At 70.0% G+C, this 19,331-nt stretch carries 18 protein-coding genes; 9 read left to right on the top strand and 9 right to left on the bottom strand.

What is annotated here, in order from left to right; translation table 11 throughout:
* From CSC76_RS16870 to rarD, 3 genes are all read left to right on the top strand, one after another.
* Window positions 1–842 (top strand): methylated-DNA--[protein]-cysteine S-methyltransferase (locus CSC76_RS16870; RefSeq protein ID WP_338014962.1); only part of this gene is annotated, 842 nt, incomplete at its 5' end.
* A 262-nt stretch (window positions 843–1,104) separates the two neighbouring features.
* Window positions 1,105–2,013, top strand: coding sequence for a drug/metabolite exporter YedA (yedA, locus tag CSC76_RS16865; protein ID WP_162111128.1), 909 nt, complete (start codon window positions 1,105–1,107; stop codon window positions 2,011–2,013).
* The gene (gene rarD, locus CSC76_RS16860; protein ID WP_162111127.1) at window positions 2,010–2,930 is read left to right on the top strand and encodes an EamA family transporter RarD; all 921 of its coding nucleotides are present in this window, start codon (window positions 2,010–2,012) and stop codon (window positions 2,928–2,930) included. Before yedA ends, rarD begins: the two co-directional genes overlap by 4 nt.
* 3 nt (window positions 2,931–2,933) lie before the next feature.
* On the opposite strand, the gene CSC76_RS16855 is transcribed toward rarD, so the two are convergent.
* The 3 genes from CSC76_RS16855 to CSC76_RS16845 are packed head-to-tail and all read right to left on the bottom strand — an operon-like array spanning window position 2,934 to window position 6,245.
* The gene (locus tag CSC76_RS16855; RefSeq protein ID WP_162111126.1) at window positions 2,934–3,533 is read right to left on the bottom strand and encodes a hypothetical protein; all 600 of its coding nucleotides are present in this window, start codon (window positions 3,531–3,533) and stop codon (window positions 2,934–2,936) included.
* A gap of 8 nt (window positions 3,534–3,541) precedes the next feature.
* Entirely contained in the window at window positions 3,542–5,734 is a 2,193-nt protein-coding gene (locus tag CSC76_RS16850) for a xanthine dehydrogenase family protein molybdopterin-binding subunit (RefSeq protein ID WP_238395046.1), read from the bottom strand.
* A 55-nt stretch (window positions 5,735–5,789) separates the two neighbouring features.
* Window positions 5,790–6,245 carry a (2Fe-2S)-binding protein gene (locus CSC76_RS16845; protein WP_162111125.1) on the bottom strand — a complete coding sequence of 152 codons (456 nt, stop codon included), beginning with the start codon at window positions 6,243–6,245 and terminating at the stop codon, window positions 5,790–5,792.
* A 169-nt stretch (window positions 6,246–6,414) separates the two neighbouring features.
* Here CSC76_RS16845 and CSC76_RS16840 point away from each other — a divergent pair, with 169 nt between their 5' ends.
* Together CSC76_RS16840 and CSC76_RS16835 are read left to right on the top strand one after the other, a co-directional pair.
* Complete coding sequence (locus CSC76_RS16840) at window positions 6,415–7,377, top strand: XdhC family protein (RefSeq protein ID WP_238395044.1); 963 nt, start codon at window positions 6,415–6,417, stop codon at window positions 7,375–7,377.
* Window positions 7,374–7,979, top strand: a complete 606-nt coding sequence (locus CSC76_RS16835) for a nucleotidyltransferase family protein (protein ID WP_162111124.1) — start codon at window positions 7,374–7,376, stop codon at window positions 7,977–7,979. Before CSC76_RS16840 ends, CSC76_RS16835 begins: the two co-directional genes overlap by 4 nt.
* 39 nt (window positions 7,980–8,018) lie before the next feature.
* On the opposite strand, the gene CSC76_RS16830 is transcribed toward CSC76_RS16835, so the two are convergent.
* The 4 genes from CSC76_RS16830 to CSC76_RS16815 form a co-directional block, all read right to left on the bottom strand.
* Entirely contained in the window at window positions 8,019–9,329 is a 1,311-nt protein-coding gene (locus CSC76_RS16830; protein WP_162111123.1) for an ABC transporter permease, read from the bottom strand.
* Window positions 9,330–9,341: 12 nt separating this feature from the next.
* Entirely contained in the window at window positions 9,342–10,502 is a 1,161-nt protein-coding gene (locus tag CSC76_RS16825; RefSeq protein ID WP_162111122.1) for an ABC transporter permease, read from the bottom strand.
* A 13-nt stretch (window positions 10,503–10,515) separates the two neighbouring features.
* Window positions 10,516–11,208 carry an ABC transporter ATP-binding protein gene (locus tag CSC76_RS16820; RefSeq protein ID WP_162111121.1) on the bottom strand — a complete coding sequence of 231 codons (693 nt, stop codon included), beginning with the start codon at window positions 11,206–11,208 and terminating at the stop codon, window positions 10,516–10,518.
* 198 nt (window positions 11,209–11,406) lie between these two features.
* The gene (locus CSC76_RS16815; RefSeq protein WP_162111120.1) at window positions 11,407–12,648 is read right to left on the bottom strand and encodes an efflux RND transporter periplasmic adaptor subunit; all 1,242 of its coding nucleotides are present in this window, start codon (window positions 12,646–12,648) and stop codon (window positions 11,407–11,409) included.
* 250 nt (window positions 12,649–12,898) lie between these two features.
* Here CSC76_RS16815 and CSC76_RS16810 point away from each other — a divergent pair, with 250 nt between their 5' ends.
* The 4 genes from CSC76_RS16810 (at window position 12,899) to CSC76_RS16795 (ending at window position 16,572) form a co-directional block, all read left to right on the top strand.
* Entirely contained in the window at window positions 12,899–13,810 is a 912-nt protein-coding gene (locus CSC76_RS16810) for an ABC transporter ATP-binding protein (RefSeq protein ID WP_162111119.1), read from the top strand.
* Window positions 13,810–14,568: an ABC transporter permease gene (locus CSC76_RS16805; protein WP_162111118.1), complete on the top strand. Its 759-nt coding sequence runs from the start codon at window positions 13,810–13,812 to the stop codon at window positions 14,566–14,568. The genes CSC76_RS16810 and CSC76_RS16805 overlap by 1 nt, the downstream gene beginning before the upstream one ends.
* Window positions 14,569–14,594: 26 nt before the next feature.
* The gene (locus CSC76_RS16800; RefSeq protein ID WP_238395042.1) at window positions 14,595–15,785 is read left to right on the top strand and encodes a sensor histidine kinase; all 1,191 of its coding nucleotides are present in this window, start codon (window positions 14,595–14,597) and stop codon (window positions 15,783–15,785) included.
* A gap of 184 nt (window positions 15,786–15,969) precedes the next feature.
* A complete protein-coding gene (locus CSC76_RS16795; RefSeq protein ID WP_162111117.1) occupies window positions 15,970–16,572 on the top strand; it encodes a response regulator transcription factor in 603 nt (200 codons plus the stop codon).
* A gap of 171 nt (window positions 16,573–16,743) precedes the next feature.
* On the opposite strand, the gene CSC76_RS16790 is transcribed toward CSC76_RS16795, so the two are convergent.
* Entirely contained in the window at window positions 16,744–18,114 is a 1,371-nt protein-coding gene (locus tag CSC76_RS16790; RefSeq protein ID WP_162111116.1) for a leucyl aminopeptidase family protein, read from the bottom strand.
* A complete protein-coding gene (locus tag CSC76_RS16785; protein WP_162111115.1) occupies window positions 18,111–18,851 on the bottom strand; it encodes an HAD family hydrolase in 741 nt (246 codons plus the stop codon). The genes CSC76_RS16790 and CSC76_RS16785 overlap by 4 nt, the downstream gene beginning before the upstream one ends.
* Between the last annotated feature and the right edge of the window lie 480 nt (window positions 18,852–19,331).

Raw genomic sequence — 19,331 nt, 5'->3', positions numbered from 1 at the left:
CGCGCCGATCTCGGCCCGCCCCCACCCCTATGGCGGCCGACCCGCTGGACCTGGCCCGCCGCCTGCTCGACGAAGGCGAGCCGTCGTTGGCGGACCTGGCTTCGCACACCGGTCTCAGCGCCTCGCATCTGCAGCGCCGGTTTCGCGCGCGCTTCGGCCTGAGTCCTGCCGAGTACCTGGCCCGCAAGAAGCTGGGCACGCTGAAGGCGGCCCTGCGCGAAGGCCGTGACGTCACCACCGCGCTCTACGATGCCGGCTACGGTTCGCCGTCGCGGCTGTACGAGCAGGGAGCGGCGAAACTCGGCATGACCCCGGCCACCTACCGTGCCGGTGGCCGCGGCGTGGCGATCCGCTGGACACTCGTCGACACCGTGCTCGGCCGCACGCTGGTGGCCGCCACCGAGCGCGGCATCTGCGCGATCGAACTGGGCGAGGACGACACCGCACTGGAACGGCGACTGCGCGATGAATTCCCGCATGCGCAGCTCGAACGCGTGGAAGCCGGCCGTGACGATTTCCTTGCTCCGCGCCTGCAGGCCGTCGCCGAGCGCCTCGCCGGTCGCGAGGCGGACGTGCCGGTCGACCTGCTGGGGACCGGCTTCCAGCAACGCGTATGGGATGCGCTGATGAAAGTGCCTGAGGGCGAGACGGTGAGCTATGCCGGCCTGGCGCGGCAGCTGGGCGCCCCGCGCGCCGCGCGCGCGGTGGCCAGCGCGTGCGCGCATAACCGCATCGCCGTGGTGGTGCCTTGTCACCGCGTGATCCGCGGCGATGGCTCGCTCGGCGGCTACCGCTGGGGATTGCCGCGCAAGCAGCAGTTGCTTGCGCGGGAACGCGGCTGATCCGCCACCTTCGCGGCGGGAACGATGTCGGTCGTGATGGCGCAGAAGGTGGAAATGCGCGATGGAGAAGAACGGCACGCAGGCGGGAGCCTCCTTGCCGCGCCTGGCGCCACTCCCGTCAACCAAAGCACGTGCGGCAAAAGACTTGAACGCTGTTCAAGTCGGACGGGAAAGGTTTCAACCGGCCGAGGACGGGTTCGACATGCCGCCGGTCCGCGTCTGGCCTAGAATTGCCTCACACCGCATTCCCCCACGGTTTCCCATGAACGCCTCCGTTTCCGCCGCCGCGCCCGCGCGTGGCGGCCTTGCCGTCGCTGCCGCCCTGGCCATCGTGTACGTGGTCTGGGGCTCGACCTATCTCGGCATCCGCTTCGCGCTGGAAGGCGGCTTCCCGCCGCTGCTGATGGTGTCGGGCAGCCGTTTCGTCGCGGCGGGCCTGGTGATGTTCCTGTTCCTGCGCTGGCGCGGCGTCGCCGCGCCGACACGCGCGCAGTGGAAGAATCTGCTGGTGATGGGCGCATTGCTGCTGCTGATGGGCAACGGCATGGTGGTGCTGGCCGAGCAGACGGTGTCGTCGGGGCTCGCCGCGGTTGCGGTGGCGTCGATGCCGTTGTGGATGGGCCTGTTCGGCGCCATGCGCGGACAGCACCCGACGCGCGGCGAATGGCTGGGCATCATCGTCGGCTTCGCGGGTGTGGTCTGGCTCAATGCGGGCAGCTCGCTGACCGGTTCGCCGGTGGGACTGGTGCTGTTGCTGATCGCGCCGATCGCCTGGGCCTACGGCTCGGTGTGGTCGCGTGGGCGCGACCTGCCGTCGCCCTTCATGACGGCAGCGGCGCAGATGCTGGCGGCGGGCGTGATGCTGGTCGGTGCGGGCCTGCTGCACGGCGAGCGCTTCCACGTGGCGGACTGGACGCTGGAAGGCGGGCTGGCGGTCGCCTACCTGGCGGTGTTCGGTTCCATCGTCGCGTTCACCGCCTACGTGTGGTTGCTCCACCACGCGCGCCCGGTGCTGGTCGGCAGCTATGCCTACGTCAATCCGGTCATCGCGGTGGCGCTGGGCGCTTTCATCGCCGGCGAAACCTTCACCGCGCACGACCTGGGCGCCATGGCGGTGATCCTGGCCGGTGTGGTGGTGATCACGCTGGCGCGCGCACGGCAGTCGAAATGACCCATCCACCGCTCGACCGCAAAGGGCTGGCGATCACCGTCGGCACCTTCCTGATCTGGGGCGTGGTGCCGCTGTACTGGCACCTGCTCAAGGCGGTGCCGTCGTTCCACATCATCGCCCACCGCATCGTGTGGAGCGCGGTGCTGGTGCTGGGCTGGCTCCTGTTGAAGAACGGCCTCGGCTGGTGGCGACAGATCCGCGCGCAGCCGCGCGCGGTGCCGCTGCTGGGCGTCAGCAGCCTGCTGATCGCGTTCAACTGGGGCCTGTACATCTGGGCGGTGAACGCCGGGCATGTGGTGGAAACCAGCCTGGGCTACTTCATCAATCCGCTCATCAATGTGGTGCTGGGCGTGCTGGTGCTACGCGAACGCCTGGCGCCCGCGCAATGGATCGCGGTGGGGTTCGCGTTGGCCGGCGTGGCGTGGCTGACGGTGCAGGCCGGGTCGCCGCCGTGGATCGCGCTGGGCCTGGCGTTCTCGTTCGGCCTGTACGGTCTGGTGCGCAAGACCGTGGCGGTGGATGCCGTCGCCGGACTGGGGGTGGAAAGCCTGTACCTGTTCCTGCCCGGCCTGGCCTACGTCGTGTGGGGCGAGTTCGGCCACGGCGGCGGTTTCATCGACGGCTACGGCTGGCGCGACGACCTGCTGCTGGTCCTCGGCGGCGTGGTCAGTGCGGTGCCGCTGATCGGCTTCGCCTACGGCGTGCGCCGCATCCCGCTGTCCGTGGTGGGCCTGCTGCAGTACGTCGCGCCCAGCCTGCAGCTGCTGATCGGCGTGCTGGTGTTCAAGGAAGCCTTCGATGCCACGCGCGCGGTCGGCTTTGCCGCCATCTGGGCCGGCCTGGTGATCTTCGCCAGCGACGGCCTGTGGCGCGCGCGTCGTCGCGACGCGCTGGTCGCAGCGTCCGCAGGCAAGTAAGGCTCAGCGCGCGGCGCCGCCCGCCGCGTTGGCGCCAGGCGAGGGGCAGGGGCCGCCCGCCTCCGCCCATGTCTTGAACGCCGCGACGAACCGGTCGTGCGGTACCGGCACCGGTGCGCGTTCGCCACCGGGGTTCCAGCCCCACAGCACCAGCTTGTCTTCGGCCACGTGCTTGAGCAGCGCATCGAAGTCGCGGCCGCCGTTGCGGTCCTTGTCCTGGATCATCGCGCACAGCTGGTCCGCGGGCAGGCCGATCCAGGCCATCTTCTGGTCGGGCGGCGGCAGCTGCCAGTGCGGTGCGCCCGGTGGTGCGTGCGGGCCGTAGCTGGCCGGCGAGTTCTGTTCGCCATGGCAGGTGGAACAGGGCAGGCCGGGCGCGCCCTTGCCGTCCGGCCCACGCACCACGTTCATCGCATGCGGTGTCTGCGCATCGAACTGCAGCGGCGCGTCGCCCGGAATGTGGCAGTTGCTGCAACGCGGATGCTGGAACACCTGCTCCACCGTGGCGAACGCGGTCAGCGCCTGGGCTTTCTGTTCCTCGCTGATACGCGGCTTGCACGCCACCAGCAGGAGCACGGTCAGGGACATCATCAGGATGCGCATGGCGGGCCTCAGGCGGTCGGCGTCGAAGAGGTGGACGTCGGCAGACGCAGCGGCAGTTCGCGCAGGCGCTGGCCGGTCAGGGCGAACACCGCGTTGGCCACCGCGGGCGCGATCGGCGGCGTGCCGGGTTCGCCCACGCCGCCCATGCGCTCGGTGCTGGGCACGATGTGCACCTCCACCTGGGGCATCTCGTTCATCCGCAACACCGGGTAGTCGTGGAAATTGGATTCCTGCACCTGGCCCTCGCGGAGCGTGAGCGTCGAATGCAGTGCGGCACTCAGGCCGAACACGATGCCGGACTCCATCTGCGCCTGTACGCCCGCCGGATTGACGGCCACGCCGCAATCGATGGCGCACACCACGCGGTGCACGCGGATCCTTCCCTCCTCGATCGACACCTCGGCGGCCTGCGCCACGTAGCTGCCGAACGATTCGTGCACGGCGATGCCGTGGCCGCGGCCCTGCGCGGGCGGCGTACCCCAGCCGAACTTCTCGGCGGCGAGGTTCAGCGCCGCGAGGTGGCGGGGGTGAGCCTTCAGCAGTCTGCGCCGGTACTCCACCGGGTCTTGGCCCGCCGCGTGCGCCAGTTCGTCGACGAAACCTTCCATCACGAAGCCGTTGACGCTGTGACCCACCGAGCGCCACCACAACACGGGGATGCCGGTCTTCGGCGAATGCAGGTCCACGCGGTGCGCGGGCGTGCCCAGCACGTAGGGCGAATTGGCCACGCCCTCGGTCGAGGTGGCGTCGATGCCGTCCTTGACCATCATCGCTTCCATGAAGGTGCCGGCCATGATCGACTGGCCCACCATCACCTGGTGCCAGGCCGTCGGCAGGCCGTCCTCGCCCAGGCCGACCTTGATCTTCTCGACGAACGCCGAGCGGTAGTACCCGCCGCGGGTGTCGTCCTCGCGCGTCCATACCGTCTTGACCGGCGCCTTGGCGGCTTTTGCGACCTCGACTGCCTCGGAGACGACGTCCGACGTCGGCGTGGCGCGACGGCCGAAACCGCCGCCGAGGAACGGCGTGTGGATGCGGATCTTCTCCGGCGGAATGCCGAGGATGCGCGCGGCGCTGTTCTGGTCCAGGGTGGGGAATTGCGTGCCGCACCAGATGTCGCACTCGCCGTCGCCGATCTTCACCGTGCAGTTCAGCGGCTCCATCGCCGCATGGGCGAGGTAGGGCACGGCGTACTCGGCCTCGACCGTCTTCGCGGCCTTCCCGAGGGCGGCCGTCACGTCGCCGGCGCGCACCGCGGTCGGCCCCTCCTCGGTCGCCAGCTGCGAGAACTGCTGCCGCAGCGCGGTGCTGTCCAGTTGGGCGCCATCGCCCGCCTCCCACCCCACCTGCAGCGCGTCGCGACCGAGCTTGGCGGCCCAGTAGTGATCCGCGATCACCGCCACGCCGCTGGGCACCTGCACCACGTTGCGCCCGCCGGCCACCGCGCGCGCCTTGGTGGCGTCGAACGACTTGACCGTACCGCCGAACACCGGGGAACGCAGCACGACCGCGGTGAGCAGGCCTTCGAACTGCACGTCCATGCCGAACCTGGCCTTGCCGGTGATCTTTTCCGGCGTATCCAGGCGCTTGGTCGGCTTGCCGATCAGCTTCCAGTCCTTCGGGTCGCGCAGCTTCAGCGTATCGAGTGCTGGTGGGGTCTGCTGGCCGGCGTCGTTGGCGAGTTCGCCGTAGCGCAGGCGCGTGGTGCCGGACACCACCGCGCCGTTCTCGGTGCGCAGTTGGTCGACGGGAACCTTCAGTCGCGCGGCCGCCGCCTGCAGCAGCATGGCCCGCGCGGCCGCCCCGGCCTGCCGGTAGCGGTCGAACTCGGCCCGGGTGGTGGTCGAACCGCCGGTCCCCTGCATGCCGAATACCGGACTGGTGTAAGCCTTGTCCGCCGCACCGTGTTCGACGCGGATCTTCGACCAGTCGGCATCCAGTTCTTCGGCGATCAGCATCGGCAGCGTGGTCCAGATGCCCTGGCCCATCTCGGCATGCGCGAGCTGCACGGTGATGGTGTCGTCCGCCGCGATGCTGAGGAACGCGTTCGGCACGAAGGTCGTGGGTGCTGCGGCCGTGGCCTCCTGGGCCATGGCGAAGCGGCGCGCGCCGGGCACGAGGAAGCCGATCACCAGGCCGCCACCGGCCAGTGCGGTGGCGCGCAGGAAGTCGCGGCGCGGGGAAGAGGTTTCGAGGTTCACGGAACAGCCTCCGTCGAACGATGGGGAAGGCGGCGACCCGCGTCGCCGCACCGGATCAGGCCTTGCCGATGTCGGCCGCGCGATGCACCGCGGCGCGGATGCGCTGGTACGTGCCGCAGCGGCACAGGTTGCCGGACAGCGCCTGGTCGATGTCGGTATCGGTGGGCGACGGCACCTTGGCGAGCAGGGCGGCGGCCGACATGATCTGGCCGGACTGGCAGTAGCCGCACTGGACGACGTCCAGTTCCGCCCAGGCCTTCTGCACCGGATGCGAGCCGTCGGCCGACAGGCCTTCGATGGTGGTGATCTTCCTGCCGGCGACGGCCGACGCGGGCGTGACGCAGGCGCGCAAGGGGGCGCCGTCCACATGCACCGTGCAGGCGCCGCACTGCGCGATGCCGCAGCCGAACTTGGTGCCGGTCAGCCCCATCAGGTCGCGCAGGACCCAGAGCAGCGGCATGTCGTCCGGCGCGTCGACTTCGCGCTCGGCCCCGTTGACGTTCAACTTCATGGCGTCTCCTGGCGTCGGCGTGGGACCGGGCGACGATACTCCGCGCCCACGTTGCATGCCAGTGAAGGCATGGATCGATGTTTGCACGATCCTGCGGGATGCTTGCCCGATGCCCCGACCGGCGCGCCGGGCGTTGCCTTCGCCCCGCGGCTTGCGCCATCGTGGTGCCATGACCGCATCCACTCATGTGCTGCTCGCGTCCGCCCACGCCGGTGAGGACACCGATGGCCGTGCACTGGCCGTCGTCATGGCCACCGAAGGCTCGACGTATGTCCGTGCGGGGGCCATGGCGCTGTTCGGTCCGGACCAGACGCAGGTGGGTTGGCTGAGCGGCGGCTGCCTGGAGCCGGAGATCGCCAGGCGTGCGCGGCATGCCGCCGCCGTGGGTGCCGCGGGTGCGATGGAGATCGACACCCGTGACGATGAGGACCTGTTCGCCGGCTCCGCTGTCGGGTGTCGTGGCCGTCTGCGGCTGGTGCTGCTGCCGCTGGATCGCATGCCCGGCTGGGCAACGGCCGTGCAGGCGTGGTGGGCGGGCCGCGGCGCGCTGGCGTTGACCTTGTCGGCCGATGGCGACGTGCACGTGCGGGTGGGCGAGGTGAGCCTGCACTGGACGCTGGCGCGCCATGCCGAGGCGCCGACGGTCAGTCTGGCCGGCGATGTCAGCGTGCCGGCTCCCGCACGCGTGGCGATCTTCGGTGCGGGACCGGAAACCCCGTCGCTGCTGCAGGCGCTGCGTCCGCTCGGTTGGCACGTCAGCGTGGTGGAGCGGCGCGCGCGCTGGATGCCGGATACCGACATCGCCGACGCATGGCTGATGCAGGCGACGGACGACGCGCTGCGCGCACTGCAGCCCGCGCCCGATGCCGCGCTGGTCATGCACCACCACTTCGAACACGACCGCGAGGCCCTGGAGGCGCTGGCGCATACCCGCATCCCGTTCATCGGCCTGCTGGGGCCGGTGCGTCGCCGCGAAGACCTGCTGCGCGTACTGCCAGCGCCGACGCATGCGCTGCTGGTGCCGCGCCTGCGCTCGCCCGTGGGGCTCAGGCTGGGCGGGCAAGGCCCCGAGGCCATCGCGTTGAGCATCGCCGCCCAGTTGCAGGCCTGGCGGCACGGCGAAACGCCATGACCGTGCCGCATGTCGCGGTGGTGCTGGCGGCGGGGGGCAGCACGCGCCTGGGCCGGCCGAAGCAACTGCTGACGCGCGACGGCGAGACGCTGGTGCACCGGGCCGCGCGACTGGCGCTGGCGTCGGGTGCCGCACGCGTGCGGGTGATCGTCGGTGCGCACGCGGACGATGTCGTGGCCGCGGTGCGCGACCTGCCGGTCGAGTGCCTGGTCAACCCGCGATGGAACGAGGGCTTGGCGGGAAGCGTGCGCGTCGCCTTGGATGCGCTCGCTGCGCACGATCGCGCGACGCTGCTGCTGACCTGCGACCAGCCGGCGCTGGATCTCGTGCACGTGCAGGTGCTGCTGGCAGCAGCGCGGGCGGCGCCATCAGGCTCTGCCGCCACGCGTTTCGGCGACCGCGTGGGGGTGCCCGCTGTCGTGGCGCCGACGATGCTGCCCGCCGCACGGGACTTACAGGGAGATCGTGGCTTGTGCGATGTGCTGAATGCCGCCGGGGCCGGCGTCATCGCCTGCGATGCGCCGGATCTCGGTATCGACATCGACACGCCGGAGGATGTCGCCGAGGCGGTGTCGCGAGGGTGGCTCGATGCGCCGACGTGAAGGAAGTGCCGGCATGTGCCGGCACTTCCCCTACGTCCGTCAGATCGCGCGCAGGGCCTGGGTGATCGGCAGGCGCGCCGCACGCAGGGCCGGGAACAGCCCGCCCACCAGGCCGATGCCCAGGGCCCACTTCAATCCGCTCCACAACAGTCCGGGCGTGACCTTGAACTGGAACACCACCTGGCTGAAGTTGCTGCCCAGCGTGGCCACGCTGTAGCCGTTGAACACCACCCAGGCGATCAGGCCGCCCAGCAGGCCGCCCAGCAGGGCCAGCAGCATCGTCTCCAGCATCACCGCCATCACCACCGGCAGGCCGCGGAAGCCGATCGCACGCATGGTGGCGATCTCGCGCGCACGGCCGGCGACCGCGGCGTACATGGTGTTGAGCGCGCCGAACACCGCGCCGATCGCCATGATGGTGCCGATCACCGTGCCCAGCACCCTGATCAGCGTGGTCAGGCCGGTGCTCTGCTTGGTGTAGTAGTCGCGCGTGGTCAGCACGTCCAGCTTCAGGCGCGGGTCGTTCTCCATCGCCTTCTTGAACTGGTCGAAGCCCGGCTTGCCGGCCGTGCGCACGGTGACCGACTGGTACGCGCGGCGGTCGTAGGCCGACGACAGCGTATCGATGTCGGTCCACAGTTCCGAGTCGTGCGCGTCGCCGGCGGCGAACACGCCGACGACGGTCCAGTCCTGGTTGCCCAGGCGCAGCGTCTTGCCGATCTCCAGGCCGCGGTACTGGCCCCTGGCGCCCTGGCCGACCACGATCTCGCGCACGCCGATGTTGAACTTGCGGCCTTCGATCAGCTTGATGTGCGGACGGATCGCCCACGCGGCCTCGCTGACGCCGCGGAACTGCGCATTGGCGTCTTCGCCACTGCCGGCGGTCGGCAGGTTGACGATCTGCGACAGTTCCGGCGAGAGCAGGGCGCGGCCGTCCTTGTCCTTGGCGATGCCGGCCAGCGTCGAGATCAGCGGCACCTGGTCTCGGGTGATGACCGAATTGGTCTCCGCCTGCGAACCGCCACGCAGCACGATGGCGGTGTCGTCGCTGCCGGTCTGCTTGAGCGTGGCCGAAAAGCCTTCGCCCATCGCCAGCATCGCCACCAGCACGCCGACCACGCCGGCGATGCCGACCACGATCACCGACGAGGCGCCCCAGCGCTGCGGCAGGCTGGCGATGCCGATCCTGGCCGCTTCCAGCGACAGCCGGCCACTGCGGGTGAGGAACAGCCACAGCGCCAGCAGCACCGCCAGGCCGGCGACGACGAACCACGGCGACATGATCCAGGCCACCAGGCCCACGACCAGCAGCACCACGGAGATGAGATTGCCCAACCATTGCTTCTTCATGTCTGTCTCCTCTCAGCGGCCGGCCAGGGCGTCGACGATCTTCAGGCGCATCGCCCGTGTCGCCGGCAGCGCGCCGACGATCAGGCCGATGGCGACCATCAGCGACAGCCCCAGCGCCCAGGTCTGTGCGGGAATGCTCGGCAGGGCGATCATGCCGTTGCTGGCGCCGCTGACCACCGGAATCATCACCGACGCCAGGCCCATGCCCAGCACGCCGCCCAGCACGATCAGCAGCACCGACTCCACCAGCACCAGCACCAGCACGGTGCCGTTGGTGAAGCCCAGCGTCTTCAGTACCGCCAGTTCCGGGATGCGCTCGCGCACCGCCTGCGCCATGGTGTTGCCGGTCAGCAGCAGCAGGGTGAAGAACACCGCCGCCATGATCGCGGTGACGATCAGGCCGATGTCGGCGAACTGCTTGGCGAAGGACTGGTTGAACGCCTGCTCGGTCTGGGTCTTGGTCTCGTGCGCCGAGTTCTCCGAGATCGCGTCGATGGCCTTCGCCACGCGGGTGGCGTGGTTCACGTTGTCCAGCTTCACCATGTACCAGCCCACCTGGCCGTTGACGTACTGGTTGGCTTCATCGAAGTACTTCCAGTGGAAGATCAACTGGTTCTCCTCGCCCTTGCGCTTGGAATCGGCCAGCTTGAACGTGCCGCGCAGCGTCAGCGGCCAGGCATTGCTGCCGTCCTTCTGCGGGAAGATCGTCGCCTGCAGCGGGATGGTGTCGCCGACCTTCCAGCCGAAACGCTTGGCCAGGTTTTCGCCGACGATGGCGCCGGTGCGGTCGGCCTCCCACGCCTTCACCTGCGCGGGATCGACGATGTACTCCGGGTACATGTCCAGGTAGCCCGGGCCGACGGAGAAATTGGGGAAGAAGTTCTTCGGGTCCTTGTAGATGCCGCCGAACCAGGCCGCGTACGTGGCCTTCTTCACGCCGGGCGTGGATTCGATGCGCGTCAGCAGGCTGTACGGCAGCATCTGCGTGATCGACAGGCGCGAGGCCACCACCAGGCGGTCCGCGCCGGCGACGCTGCCGCCGGAGTTGAACGCCACGCGCACCGAGTCCAGCAGGCCGAACAGCAGGAACGCCGCGACCACCGACAGCAGCGTCAGCAGCGTCCGCGTCTTGCTGCGGAACAGCGCCGACCAGATCAACGAGAAATATTTCATGTCCGCCTCCGGGTCAGTGCGCGGCGGCCGGGGCGTCGACCAGTTCGCCCTTGTCCAGGTGGATGGTGTGGGTGGCGTACTCGGCCGCCTTCGGGTCGTGCGTGACCATGATGATGGTCTTGCCGTGCTCGCGGTTGAGCATCTTCAGCAGGTTGAGGATCTCTTCGGCCGAATGGCGGTCCAGGTCGCCGGTGGGTTCGTCGCAGATCAGGAAGGTCGGGTCGGAGACGATGGCGCGGGCGATCGCCACGCGCTGCTGCTGGCCGCCAGACAGTTCGTTGGGACGGTGCGACTTGCGGTCGGCCAGGCCCACCAGCTGCAGCGCGATCTCCGCGTTGCGCTTGCGCTGCGCCGCGCCCAGCTTGGTCAACAGCAGCGGCAGCTCGACGTTGCGCTGCGCCGTCAGCGTAGGCATCAGGTTGTAGAACTGGAACACGAAGCCGACATTCGTGCTGCGCCAGTGCGCCAACTGGCCGTCGTTCATGCGGTCGATGCGCTGGCCCTCGATTTCGATCTCGCCGCCGGTGGGGGTGTCCAGGCCGCCGATCAGGTTCAGCAGGGTGGTCTTGCCCGAACCGGACGGACCCATCAGCGCGACGAAATCGCCGTGCGGAATGTCCAGGTCGATGCCATGCAGCACCTGCACCTTCTCGGGGCCGCGCTGGTAGGTCTTGGTGACGTTGCGGATGGAAACCAGGGAAGACATCGGCAGGATCCTTGTAGGAGACGGAAAGGCGAACGGCGATGCTGCGGTTCAAACAGGGCGGATCCCGTCCTCGAAGGACACGGGGCGCCCGTGGGACGACGGAGGGCGTCGCCCGGGATCGACAGGCGCCGGTGGAACGGCGCCCGGTATTCGGTGGTTCGCCGCCGCGAGGACATCCTCACGCGGCGCCTTGCAGGCTTACTCGGTGTCTTCGGCCAGCACGACCTTGGCACCGTCCTTCAGTTCGGCGGGCGGATCCAGGACGACGGTCTCGCCCGCGTCCAGTCCCTCGGTGACGTGCACATCGTCGCCCAGCTTGCCGGCGACCTTCAGCGCGCGCTGCTGCACGGTGTCCTCGTCGCCCACGACGAAGGCCACCTGCGCGCCATCGCGCTCGACCACGGCGGCGCCCGGCGCGCGCACGCCCTTGGGCTGCGCGGCCTGCTGCGGCCTGGCCGCTTCCAGGAAGCTCACCCGCACGCCCATGTCCGGCACGATGCGCGGATCCTTCACCGCCAGCGCCACGCGCACCTTCACCGTGGCCTTGCTGCGGTCGGCGGTGGGGATGATGGCGATCACCTCGCCGGGGATCTGCCAGTCGGGATAGGCGTTCAGCGTGGCCTTGATCGGCATCTTCGGCTGCACGCGGCCGATGAAGGACTCGTTGACCTCCACTTCCACTTCCAGCGAGTCCATGTCGACGATGGTGCCGATGCCGGTGCGGGTGAAGCCGCCGGTGGCCAGCGGCGAAACGATCTCGCCCGGCTGCGCGGCCTTGGCGATCACCACGCCGGCGAAGGGCGCACGGACGATGGTGTTGTCCACGCCATTATCGGAAATGGCCAGGCTGCGGCTGGCCACGGTGACGTTGCGCTGCGCGGCCTGCAGCTGCGCGCGCAGGGCGTCGCGCGCGGCGACCGCCTGGTCGTACTGCGAGCGGGCGACCAGCTGCTGCTGCACCAGCGAGGACAGGCGTCGGGCATTCGCCTCGGCCTCGGTCAGTTGTGCCTGCACGTTCGCCACCTGCGAGCGCGCGGCCTCGACCTGCGCCTGCGACAGCGCGCGGCTGGCATCGGCATCCACCGGGTCGAGCGTGGCCATCACCTGGCCGGCGTCGACCTTCATGCCTTCTTCGATCAGCACCTCGCGCACCTTGCCGGTGATCTTGGCCGACACCGTGGCCATGCGCCGCGCGACCACGTAGCCGGAGGCGTCCAGCACCGAGGCGGCCGCGCCGCCGTTGCCCATCGCCACCGTCGGCGCGGTGCGCACTTCGATCGGCTTCTCGCGCCCGAACAACGCCCAGCCGGCCGCCGCCAGCGCCAGCAGCACGGCAATCACGCCCAGCGTGATCCACAGGCCGCGGCGCGACGTGGGCTCCGGCGGCGGTGCCTTGCGGTCGATGCGGAGTTCCTTCAGCAGGTCGGCAGACGTGTTCATGCGTATCCAGACGGTGAATGCGGGGAAGTGTGACCAGCAAGGGTAACGGAAGCCTAGTTGCCGGAAGTCACTTCATGCAGGAACCGGCCGGTCCGGGACGGCAGCGGGCCGGGATGGTGGGCATCATCGCGGCTCCGGCGCGCGCATCCCAGTGACACCTGTCACCTGATTCGCCTGAGGGGCGCCACTGATCACATGCGGGGCGACGGCGCAGGCTGTGTCCATCTTCCGACAAGGCCCTGGCATGGACATGGCGACCCTCCCTTCCCCCGCACTGGCCCGGTTGCAGGGCGTGCGCCACCAGTATGGCCGCGTGCTGGCGCTCGATGGCCTGGATCTGGCGCTGCCTGCCGGCCAGGTGCTCGCCCTGCTCGGTCCGAACGGGGCCGGCAAGACCACCGCGATCGGCCTGCTGCTGGGCCTGCAGCGTCCGCAGGCGGGGCAGGCGGGCCTGTTCGGCCTGCCGCCGCAGGACCTGACTGCGCGCCGCCGCGTCGGCGTGATGCTGCAGACGGCGGCCGTGCCGGACACGCTGAAGGTGCGCGAGCTGATCGACCTGACCCGCAGCTACTACCCGCGCCCGCGCAGCGTCGCCGACTGCATGGCGTTGGCCGGTCTGGACGGGCTGATGGACCGCCGCTACGGCCAGCTGTCCGGCGGGCAGCAGCGGCGCGTGCAGTTCGCGCTGGCCCTCTGCGGACGGCCCGAGCTGCTGTTCCTCGACGAACCTACCACCGGCCTGGACATCGATGCGCGGCAGACGCTGTGGAAGGCGATCCGCGAACTGGGTGCGCAGGGCTGCGCGGGGCTGTTGACCACGCATTACCTGGAAGAAGCCGAAGCGCTGGCCGACCGCGTCGTCGTGGTGAACCACGGGCGCGTCGTCGCCGAAGGCACGGTGGCGCAGATCCGCGCGCACGTGGCGCAGCGGCGCATCCGCTGCAGCACCACCTTGCCGGCCGCGCAAGTGCAGGGCTGGCCGGGCGTGCAGCGCGCACAACGCGAGGGCGAGCGCCTCGACATCGTCGCCGAGGTGGCCGAGCCGGTGGTCCGCCGCCTGCTGGATGAGGATCCCGCACTCACCGAACTGGAAGTGCAGCGTGCCGGCCTGGCCGACGCCTTCCTTGCGCTGACCCGCGATACGCAGAAGGAGGCCGCCTGATGGATACCGTCGCCACCGTTCCGTTTTCGTCCACGCGCGCCTACCTGCTGGAAGCCCGCTACGAATTCCTCCGCCTGCTGCGCACGCCTTCGTTCTCGCTGCCATGCCTGCTGTTCCCGCCGGTGTTCTACCTGCTGTTCGGGGTGCTGCTGGGCGGCAAGGGCGGACCGGTCGCGGCGCAGTACCTGCTGGCCGGCTATGGCGTGTTTGGCGTGATCGGCGTGGCGCTGTTCGGCTTCGGCGTGACCGTCGCGCTGGATCGCGAACAGGGCCTGCTGACGCTCAAGCGCGCGCAGCCGATGCCGCCGGGTGCGTACCTGGTCGCGAAGATGGCGATGGCGCTGCTGTTCGCCGCGATCATCCTGTTGCTGCTCGCCGCGCTGGCGGCCGGCGTGGCGCACGTGCGGCTGTCGGCCGCACAGTGGGCCGCCTGGGCGGCGACGTGCCTGGTCGGCGTGTTGCCCTTCAGCGCGCTGGGCTTGTGGCTGGGCACGCTGGTCGGCGGCCGCGGCGCGCCGGCGCTGATCAACCTGGTCTACCTGCCGATGGCGTTCCTGTCGGGGCTGTGGGTGCCGCTGACGATGCTGCCCAAGCTCCTACAGCCGTTGGCGCCGGCATGGCCGGCGTATCATCTGGCGCAGGTCGCGCAGCAGGCCGTCGGTGTCGGCGCCGGGCGTCCGCTGGGGCTGCACCTGGCCGTGCTGGCCGCCATCACCGCGGTGTTCTTCGTGCTGGCGCGCCGCCGCCTGGTGCAGTGACCGGACCGCCGAGCAAGGAGCCCCCGATGAACCTGTCTTCCTCTCCGCTGCTGCGCCGGCTGACCCGCCTGCGCGACGCCCTGGTGCCGGAGGCGCTGGGTTTGGGCTGGATGCCCCTCTTCCTGCTGGGCTACCTGGTGTTCCTGTTCATGCCGGTGCTGGTGCCGTCCGGGAGCGACTGGGGCAGCAACCTGCAGTGGCGCCTGTGGCCCACGCTGGCCTCGATCGCGGCGTTCCTGCCGATGTATTTCCTGGCCTACCGCGGCAGCGCGATGACGCGGGTGCTGTGCACGCTGGGCATCGCCGCGCTCGGCTGCGGGCTGATGGCGTACAACGCCTTCTCCAACACCTACATCATCTACGCGGCGGCGTTCGTGGCGCTGCTGCCCGGCGCCCTGTGGGTGCGGCTGGCGGTGCTGGCGGCGCTGCTGGGGGCCTATCACGGCCTGTCGATGTGGCTGGGGTTCCCGGTGTTCGTGCCGGTGCTGACCGCGATCATCTCGGTGGCCGTGTTCACCGGCAACTACTTCCAGTCGGAGACCGTGCGCAAGCGCGCCGAGCTGAAGCTCTCGCACGAGGAAGTGCGCCGGCTGGCCGCGCTGGCCGAACGCGAACGCATCGGCCGCGACCTGCACGACCTGCTCGGCCACACGCTGTCGCTGGTGGCGCTGAAGTCCGACCTGGCCGGGCGCCTGATCGACCGCGATCCGCAGGCCGCGCGCAACGAGATCAACGAAGTCAGCCGTGTCGCCCGCGATGCGCTGGCGCAGGTGCGGCGTGCGGTGACCGGCATCCGCGCGGCCGGACTGGCGGCCGAACTCGCCTCCGCTCGCCTGCTGCTGGAATCGGATGGCGTCACCCTGCGCTACGACGCGCAGGAAGTCGCGCTGCCCGCCGACCTGGAAACCGTGCTCGCCCTGAGTCTGCGCGAGGCGGTGACCAACATCCAGCGCCATGCGCGCGCCACGATCGCCGAGGTCGCCTTGTCGTCCACGCCCGGCCACGTCGCCCTGCGCATCCGCGACAACGGCGTCGGCAGCGCTGCCGTGCCCGGCAACGGCCTGGGCGGCATGCGCGAGCGCGTCGAATCGCGCGGAGGGCGCCTGCGCATCGATTCCACCCTGAGGCAGGGCACCTGCGTGGAGATCATGCTGCCGTTGCCGTCGGGGGGCGATGTCGTGACGGCACCAGAGAAAGCCCCTGTAGGAGCGACGTAAGTCGCGATCGCAAGGCCGGACGCATCCTCATCTCGGCACACGTGCGCGGATGCAGGCTGCCTCGCTCATTTCTATGGCTGCGCCACCCGTGCGGTCGCGACTTACGTCGCTCCTACAATGGGCAGTCCACTTCACGAGTGTGATTTACTAGCGTGACGTTCAATCTTTCTGCCACGACATCCCGATGATCCGCGTCCTGCTTGCCGAAGACCAGGCCATGGTGCGTGGCGCGCTCACCGCGCTGCTGGGCATGGAAAGCGACATCGAGGTGATCGGCAATGCGGCCGATGGCGAGACCGCCTGGCGCGAACTGCAGCGGCTCAAGCCCGACCTGCTGGTCACCGATATCGAGATGCCCGGCCTGAGCGGCCTGGAGCTCGCGCAGCGCATCCAGCGGCACGAGCTGCCATGCAAGGTGGTCATCGTCACCACCTTCGCGCGCAGCGGGTTCCTGCGACGCGCGCTGGAGGCCGGCGTGTCCGGCTACCTGCTGAAGGACGCGCCGGCCGAGGATCTGGCCGAGGCGCTGCGCAAGGTGCACCGCGGGGGTCGCGCGATCGATCCGCAACTCGCACTGGAAGCCTGGTCCGACGCCGATCCGCTCAACGACCGCGAGCGCCAGGTGCTGCGGCTGGCCGGCGAGGGCCAGTCCGCCGGCGACATCGCCCGGCAGCTCAATCTTTCGCAGGGCACGGTGCGCAATTATCTGTCCGAAGCCATCGGCAAGCTCGGCGTGGGCAACCGCATCGAAGCCTATCGGCTGGCGCGGCAGCGCGGGTGGTTGTAGGAATGAAGTGCCTTCTGTAGGAGCGACGTCAGTCGCGACTGCACGCGTCCCGCGCTTCGATGGCTCGCGTTATTGCTCAGGAATGGCATGCGACGCTCGTCGCGTCTTCGACCGGTTCACGTGGCTTCGGGGACACGGTCGCGACTTACGTCGCTCCTACAGGGGGCAACGTCACGCGCCGTAGCGCGCCTTCAGCATCGCGTACGCGCTGCGCAGGGCCAGGGCTTCGCCACCGGCGGGGCGGCCGGCGCGGTCGCTGTCGTTCCACGCATACACGTCCAGGTGCGCCCACTTCATGCCGTCCGGCACGAAGCGCTCCAGGTACAGCGCGGCGGTGACCGCGCCGGCCATGCGCGAGCCGGCATTGGCCAGGTCGGCGATGCCGCTGGTCAGGTAGCGCAGGTACGGGCGCCACAGCGGCATACGCCACACCGGGTCGCGCGTGCGTTCGCCGGCGGCGATCCAGTCGTTGGCCACCGCATCGTCGTTGGCGAACAGCGCCGGCAGGTCCGGACCCAGCGCGATGCGCGCCGCGCCGGTCAGCGTGGCGAAGTCCAGCAGCAGGTCGGGCGACTGCTCGCCCGCGTAGGCCAACGCATCGCACAGGATCACGCGGCCTTCGGCGTCGGTGTTGTCGATCTCCACGCTGACGCCCTTGCGGGTGGCGATCACTTCGCCCGGGCGGAAGGCGTTGGGACCGATGCTGTTCTCCACCGCCGGCACCAGCAGGGTCAGCCGCACCGGTAGCCGGCGCGCCATCACCAGGCGCGCCAGCGCGATCGCGTGCGCCGCGCCGCCCATGTCCTTCTTCATGTTGCGCATGCCGTCGGCCGGCTTGATGTCCAGGCCGCCGGTGTCGAAGCACACCCCCTTGCCGACCAGCGCCACGTGCGGCTGCGCCGCATCGCCCCAACGCAGCGCGATCAGGCGCGGTGCGCGGTGGGAGGCGCGGCCCACCGCGTGGATGGCGGGGAAGTTCTGCGCCAGCAGCGCGTCGCCGGCGACCACCTCCACCTGCGCGCCGTGCGTGGCGGCGAGCTCGCGTACCGCGGCCTCCAGCTCGTCCGGGCCCATGTGCTCGGTGGGCGTGTTGACCAGATCGCGCACCTGCAGGCTGGCCGCCAGCAGGTCGAGCGCTTCGGCATCGGCCTGCGGCAGCACCAGGCGCGCGGGCTTGCGCGCCGGCTGCTTGTAGCGGTCGAACCTGTAGCTGCCCAGGCCCCAGCCCAGCTGCAGCGCGGTGCGTGCGTCGACGGACAGGTCGCTGGCCAGCTGCCAGTCGCCGGCCGGCAGACCGAACGGTGCGTGTGCGTAGCTGTAGGGATCCAGCGGATCGCCGATGCCGATGACCGCGCCTGCCAGCCCGTCCTCGCCCGGCAGCAACAGCAGCGAACCCGCGCCGGCCGCGAACCCCTGCGCGTCGATCCAGGCATTGACCGTGGCGGACTGGGTCGTGCGCCAGGCGGCCAGCTGCGTGCGGTCCAGCACGTGCAGCGCACGCGCGGTGGTGGAGGCATCGGTGTAGGCGAGGGCGGCGCTCATGCGGCGGCGTGTTCCGTGGCGAAGTCGGGGTGGGCGTCCAGCCAGTCGGCCAGCGCGGTGAGGGTATGGAATTCCAGGTCCGGGCGCAGCGTTTCGTGCGTCCAGGCGCGGGGTTGGCCGTCGTGGTCTTCCGGCCGGTTGATCCAGCAGCTGCGCAGGCCGGCGCGTGCAGCGCCCAGCACGTCCATCTCGATGTGGTCGCCCACGTGCAGCACCTCGGCCGGCGGCACGCCCAGCCGTTCGCAGGCGGCCAGGAAGATGCTGGCTTCCGGCTTGGCGGCGCCGTGTTCGCGCGAATGGATCTGGTGCACGAACAGGTGGCCCAGCCCGATCCGCTGCAGGTCGGCGTTGCCGTTGGTCACCGCGGCGACCGGCACGCGTGCGGCGATGCGCTCCAGCGCCGCCAGTGCGTCCGGGTAATACTCGACCTGGTTGCGTGCGGCGTAGAAGGTGTCGTACGCGGGCTCGAGCAGGGCCATGTCCGCGCCGCTCTCGCGCAGGGCGTGTTCCAGCGTCATCCGGCGCAGGATGCTGAGGTCGTGCTTGTGCTGCGGATGCGCGGCGAACACCTGCTCGCGCACGGCGCGCATGCGCTCGACGGGGAACATGGCGGCGGTGGCGGGGCTGTGTTGGCGCAGCCAGTCGTCGAGGACGCGCTCGATGCGTGCGCCGATGGGGGCGAACGGCCAGAGGGTGTCGTCGAGGTCGAGGGTGATGGCGCGGACGGGGAAGCTCATCGGCCCGATTTTACACCCGCCAGGCAGGGGCCCTTTCATCGGCCCCAGGAGGAGGCCCCTCTCCCTGCGGGAGAGGGGTTGGGGAGAGGGGCAACGAAGTACATCGCCTGTGCGGGTATTGGACCGCTCCAGAGGCATGCTGCCGCTTCGGGTTTCTGGGCCTGACGGGATGTTCGCCTAGCTTGCAAGCATGGCGCCGCTCGCCGCGGAGGCCCTACTTTTCTTTGCTTGTGCAAAGAAAAGTAGGCAAAAGAAACACCCCCCGGCGGTCCGCCCGCCGCAAGCGGCGGGTGCGCAGTCCCCGCGGGGATTTTCGGGCCGGGCCCCCTCCCCCCGCCGGAAACCGCGCCCACCCCTGTGCGCCGCCCCTCGGGGTTTTCCCCCCCGGGCTGCCGGACCCCAAGCGCCCCCACAAACCCCCCCGGCAGAGCCGGCGTCCCCGCCGCTGGCCTAGCCCGTCGGGGGTCCCCTGAGGCACGT

Origin of the sequence: Pseudoxanthomonas mexicana (genome assembly GCF_010093385.1) — a bacterium.
GTDB lineage: Bacteria > Pseudomonadota > Gammaproteobacteria > Xanthomonadales > Xanthomonadaceae > Pseudoxanthomonas_A > Pseudoxanthomonas_A mexicana.
Note: the sequence above shows the minus strand (reverse complement) of the source record. Positions and strands in the feature narration are given on the sequence as shown.

What these genes read in the sequence shown, in the direction of transcription:
- CSC76_RS16825 (WP_162111122.1), bottom strand. Translation starts at nt 10,502, where the DNA reads ATGAAATATTTCTCGTTGATCTGGTCGGCGCTGTTCCGCAGCAAGACG.
- CSC76_RS16845 (WP_162111125.1), bottom strand. Translation starts at nt 6,245, where the DNA reads ATGAAGTTGAACGTCAACGGGGCCGAGCGCGAAGTCGACGCGCCGGAC.
- CSC76_RS16795 (WP_162111117.1), top strand. Translation starts at nt 15,970, where the DNA reads ATGATCCGCGTCCTGCTTGCCGAAGACCAGGCCATGGTGCGTGGCGCG.
- CSC76_RS16820 (WP_162111121.1), bottom strand. Translation starts at nt 11,208, where the DNA reads ATGTCTTCCCTGGTTTCCATCCGCAACGTCACCAAGACCTACCAGCGC.
- rarD (WP_162111127.1), top strand. Translation starts at nt 2,010, where the DNA reads ATGACCCATCCACCGCTCGACCGCAAAGGGCTGGCGATCACCGTCGGC.
- CSC76_RS16840 (WP_238395044.1), top strand. Translation starts at nt 6,415, where the DNA reads ATGACCGCATCCACTCATGTGCTGCTCGCGTCCGCCCACGCCGGTGAG.
- CSC76_RS16810 (WP_162111119.1), top strand. Translation starts at nt 12,899, where the DNA reads ATGGCGACCCTCCCTTCCCCCGCACTGGCCCGGTTGCAGGGCGTGCGC.
- yedA (WP_162111128.1), top strand. Translation starts at nt 1,105, where the DNA reads ATGAACGCCTCCGTTTCCGCCGCCGCGCCCGCGCGTGGCGGCCTTGCC.
- CSC76_RS16805 (WP_162111118.1), top strand. Translation starts at nt 13,810, where the DNA reads ATGGATACCGTCGCCACCGTTCCGTTTTCGTCCACGCGCGCCTACCTG.
- CSC76_RS16785 (WP_162111115.1), bottom strand. Translation starts at nt 18,851, where the DNA reads ATGAGCTTCCCCGTCCGCGCCATCACCCTCGACCTCGACGACACCCTC.
- CSC76_RS16800 (WP_238395042.1), top strand. Translation starts at nt 14,595, where the DNA reads ATGAACCTGTCTTCCTCTCCGCTGCTGCGCCGGCTGACCCGCCTGCGC.
- CSC76_RS16815 (WP_162111120.1), bottom strand. Translation starts at nt 12,648, where the DNA reads ATGAACACGTCTGCCGACCTGCTGAAGGAACTCCGCATCGACCGCAAG.
- CSC76_RS16835 (WP_162111124.1), top strand. Translation starts at nt 7,374, where the DNA reads ATGACCGTGCCGCATGTCGCGGTGGTGCTGGCGGCGGGGGGCAGCACG.
- CSC76_RS16855 (WP_162111126.1), bottom strand. Translation starts at nt 3,533, where the DNA reads ATGCGCATCCTGATGATGTCCCTGACCGTGCTCCTGCTGGTGGCGTGC.
- CSC76_RS16830 (WP_162111123.1), bottom strand. Translation starts at nt 9,329, where the DNA reads ATGAAGAAGCAATGGTTGGGCAATCTCATCTCCGTGGTGCTGCTGGTC.
- CSC76_RS16790 (WP_162111116.1), bottom strand. Translation starts at nt 18,114, where the DNA reads ATGAGCGCCGCCCTCGCCTACACCGATGCCTCCACCACCGCGCGTGCG.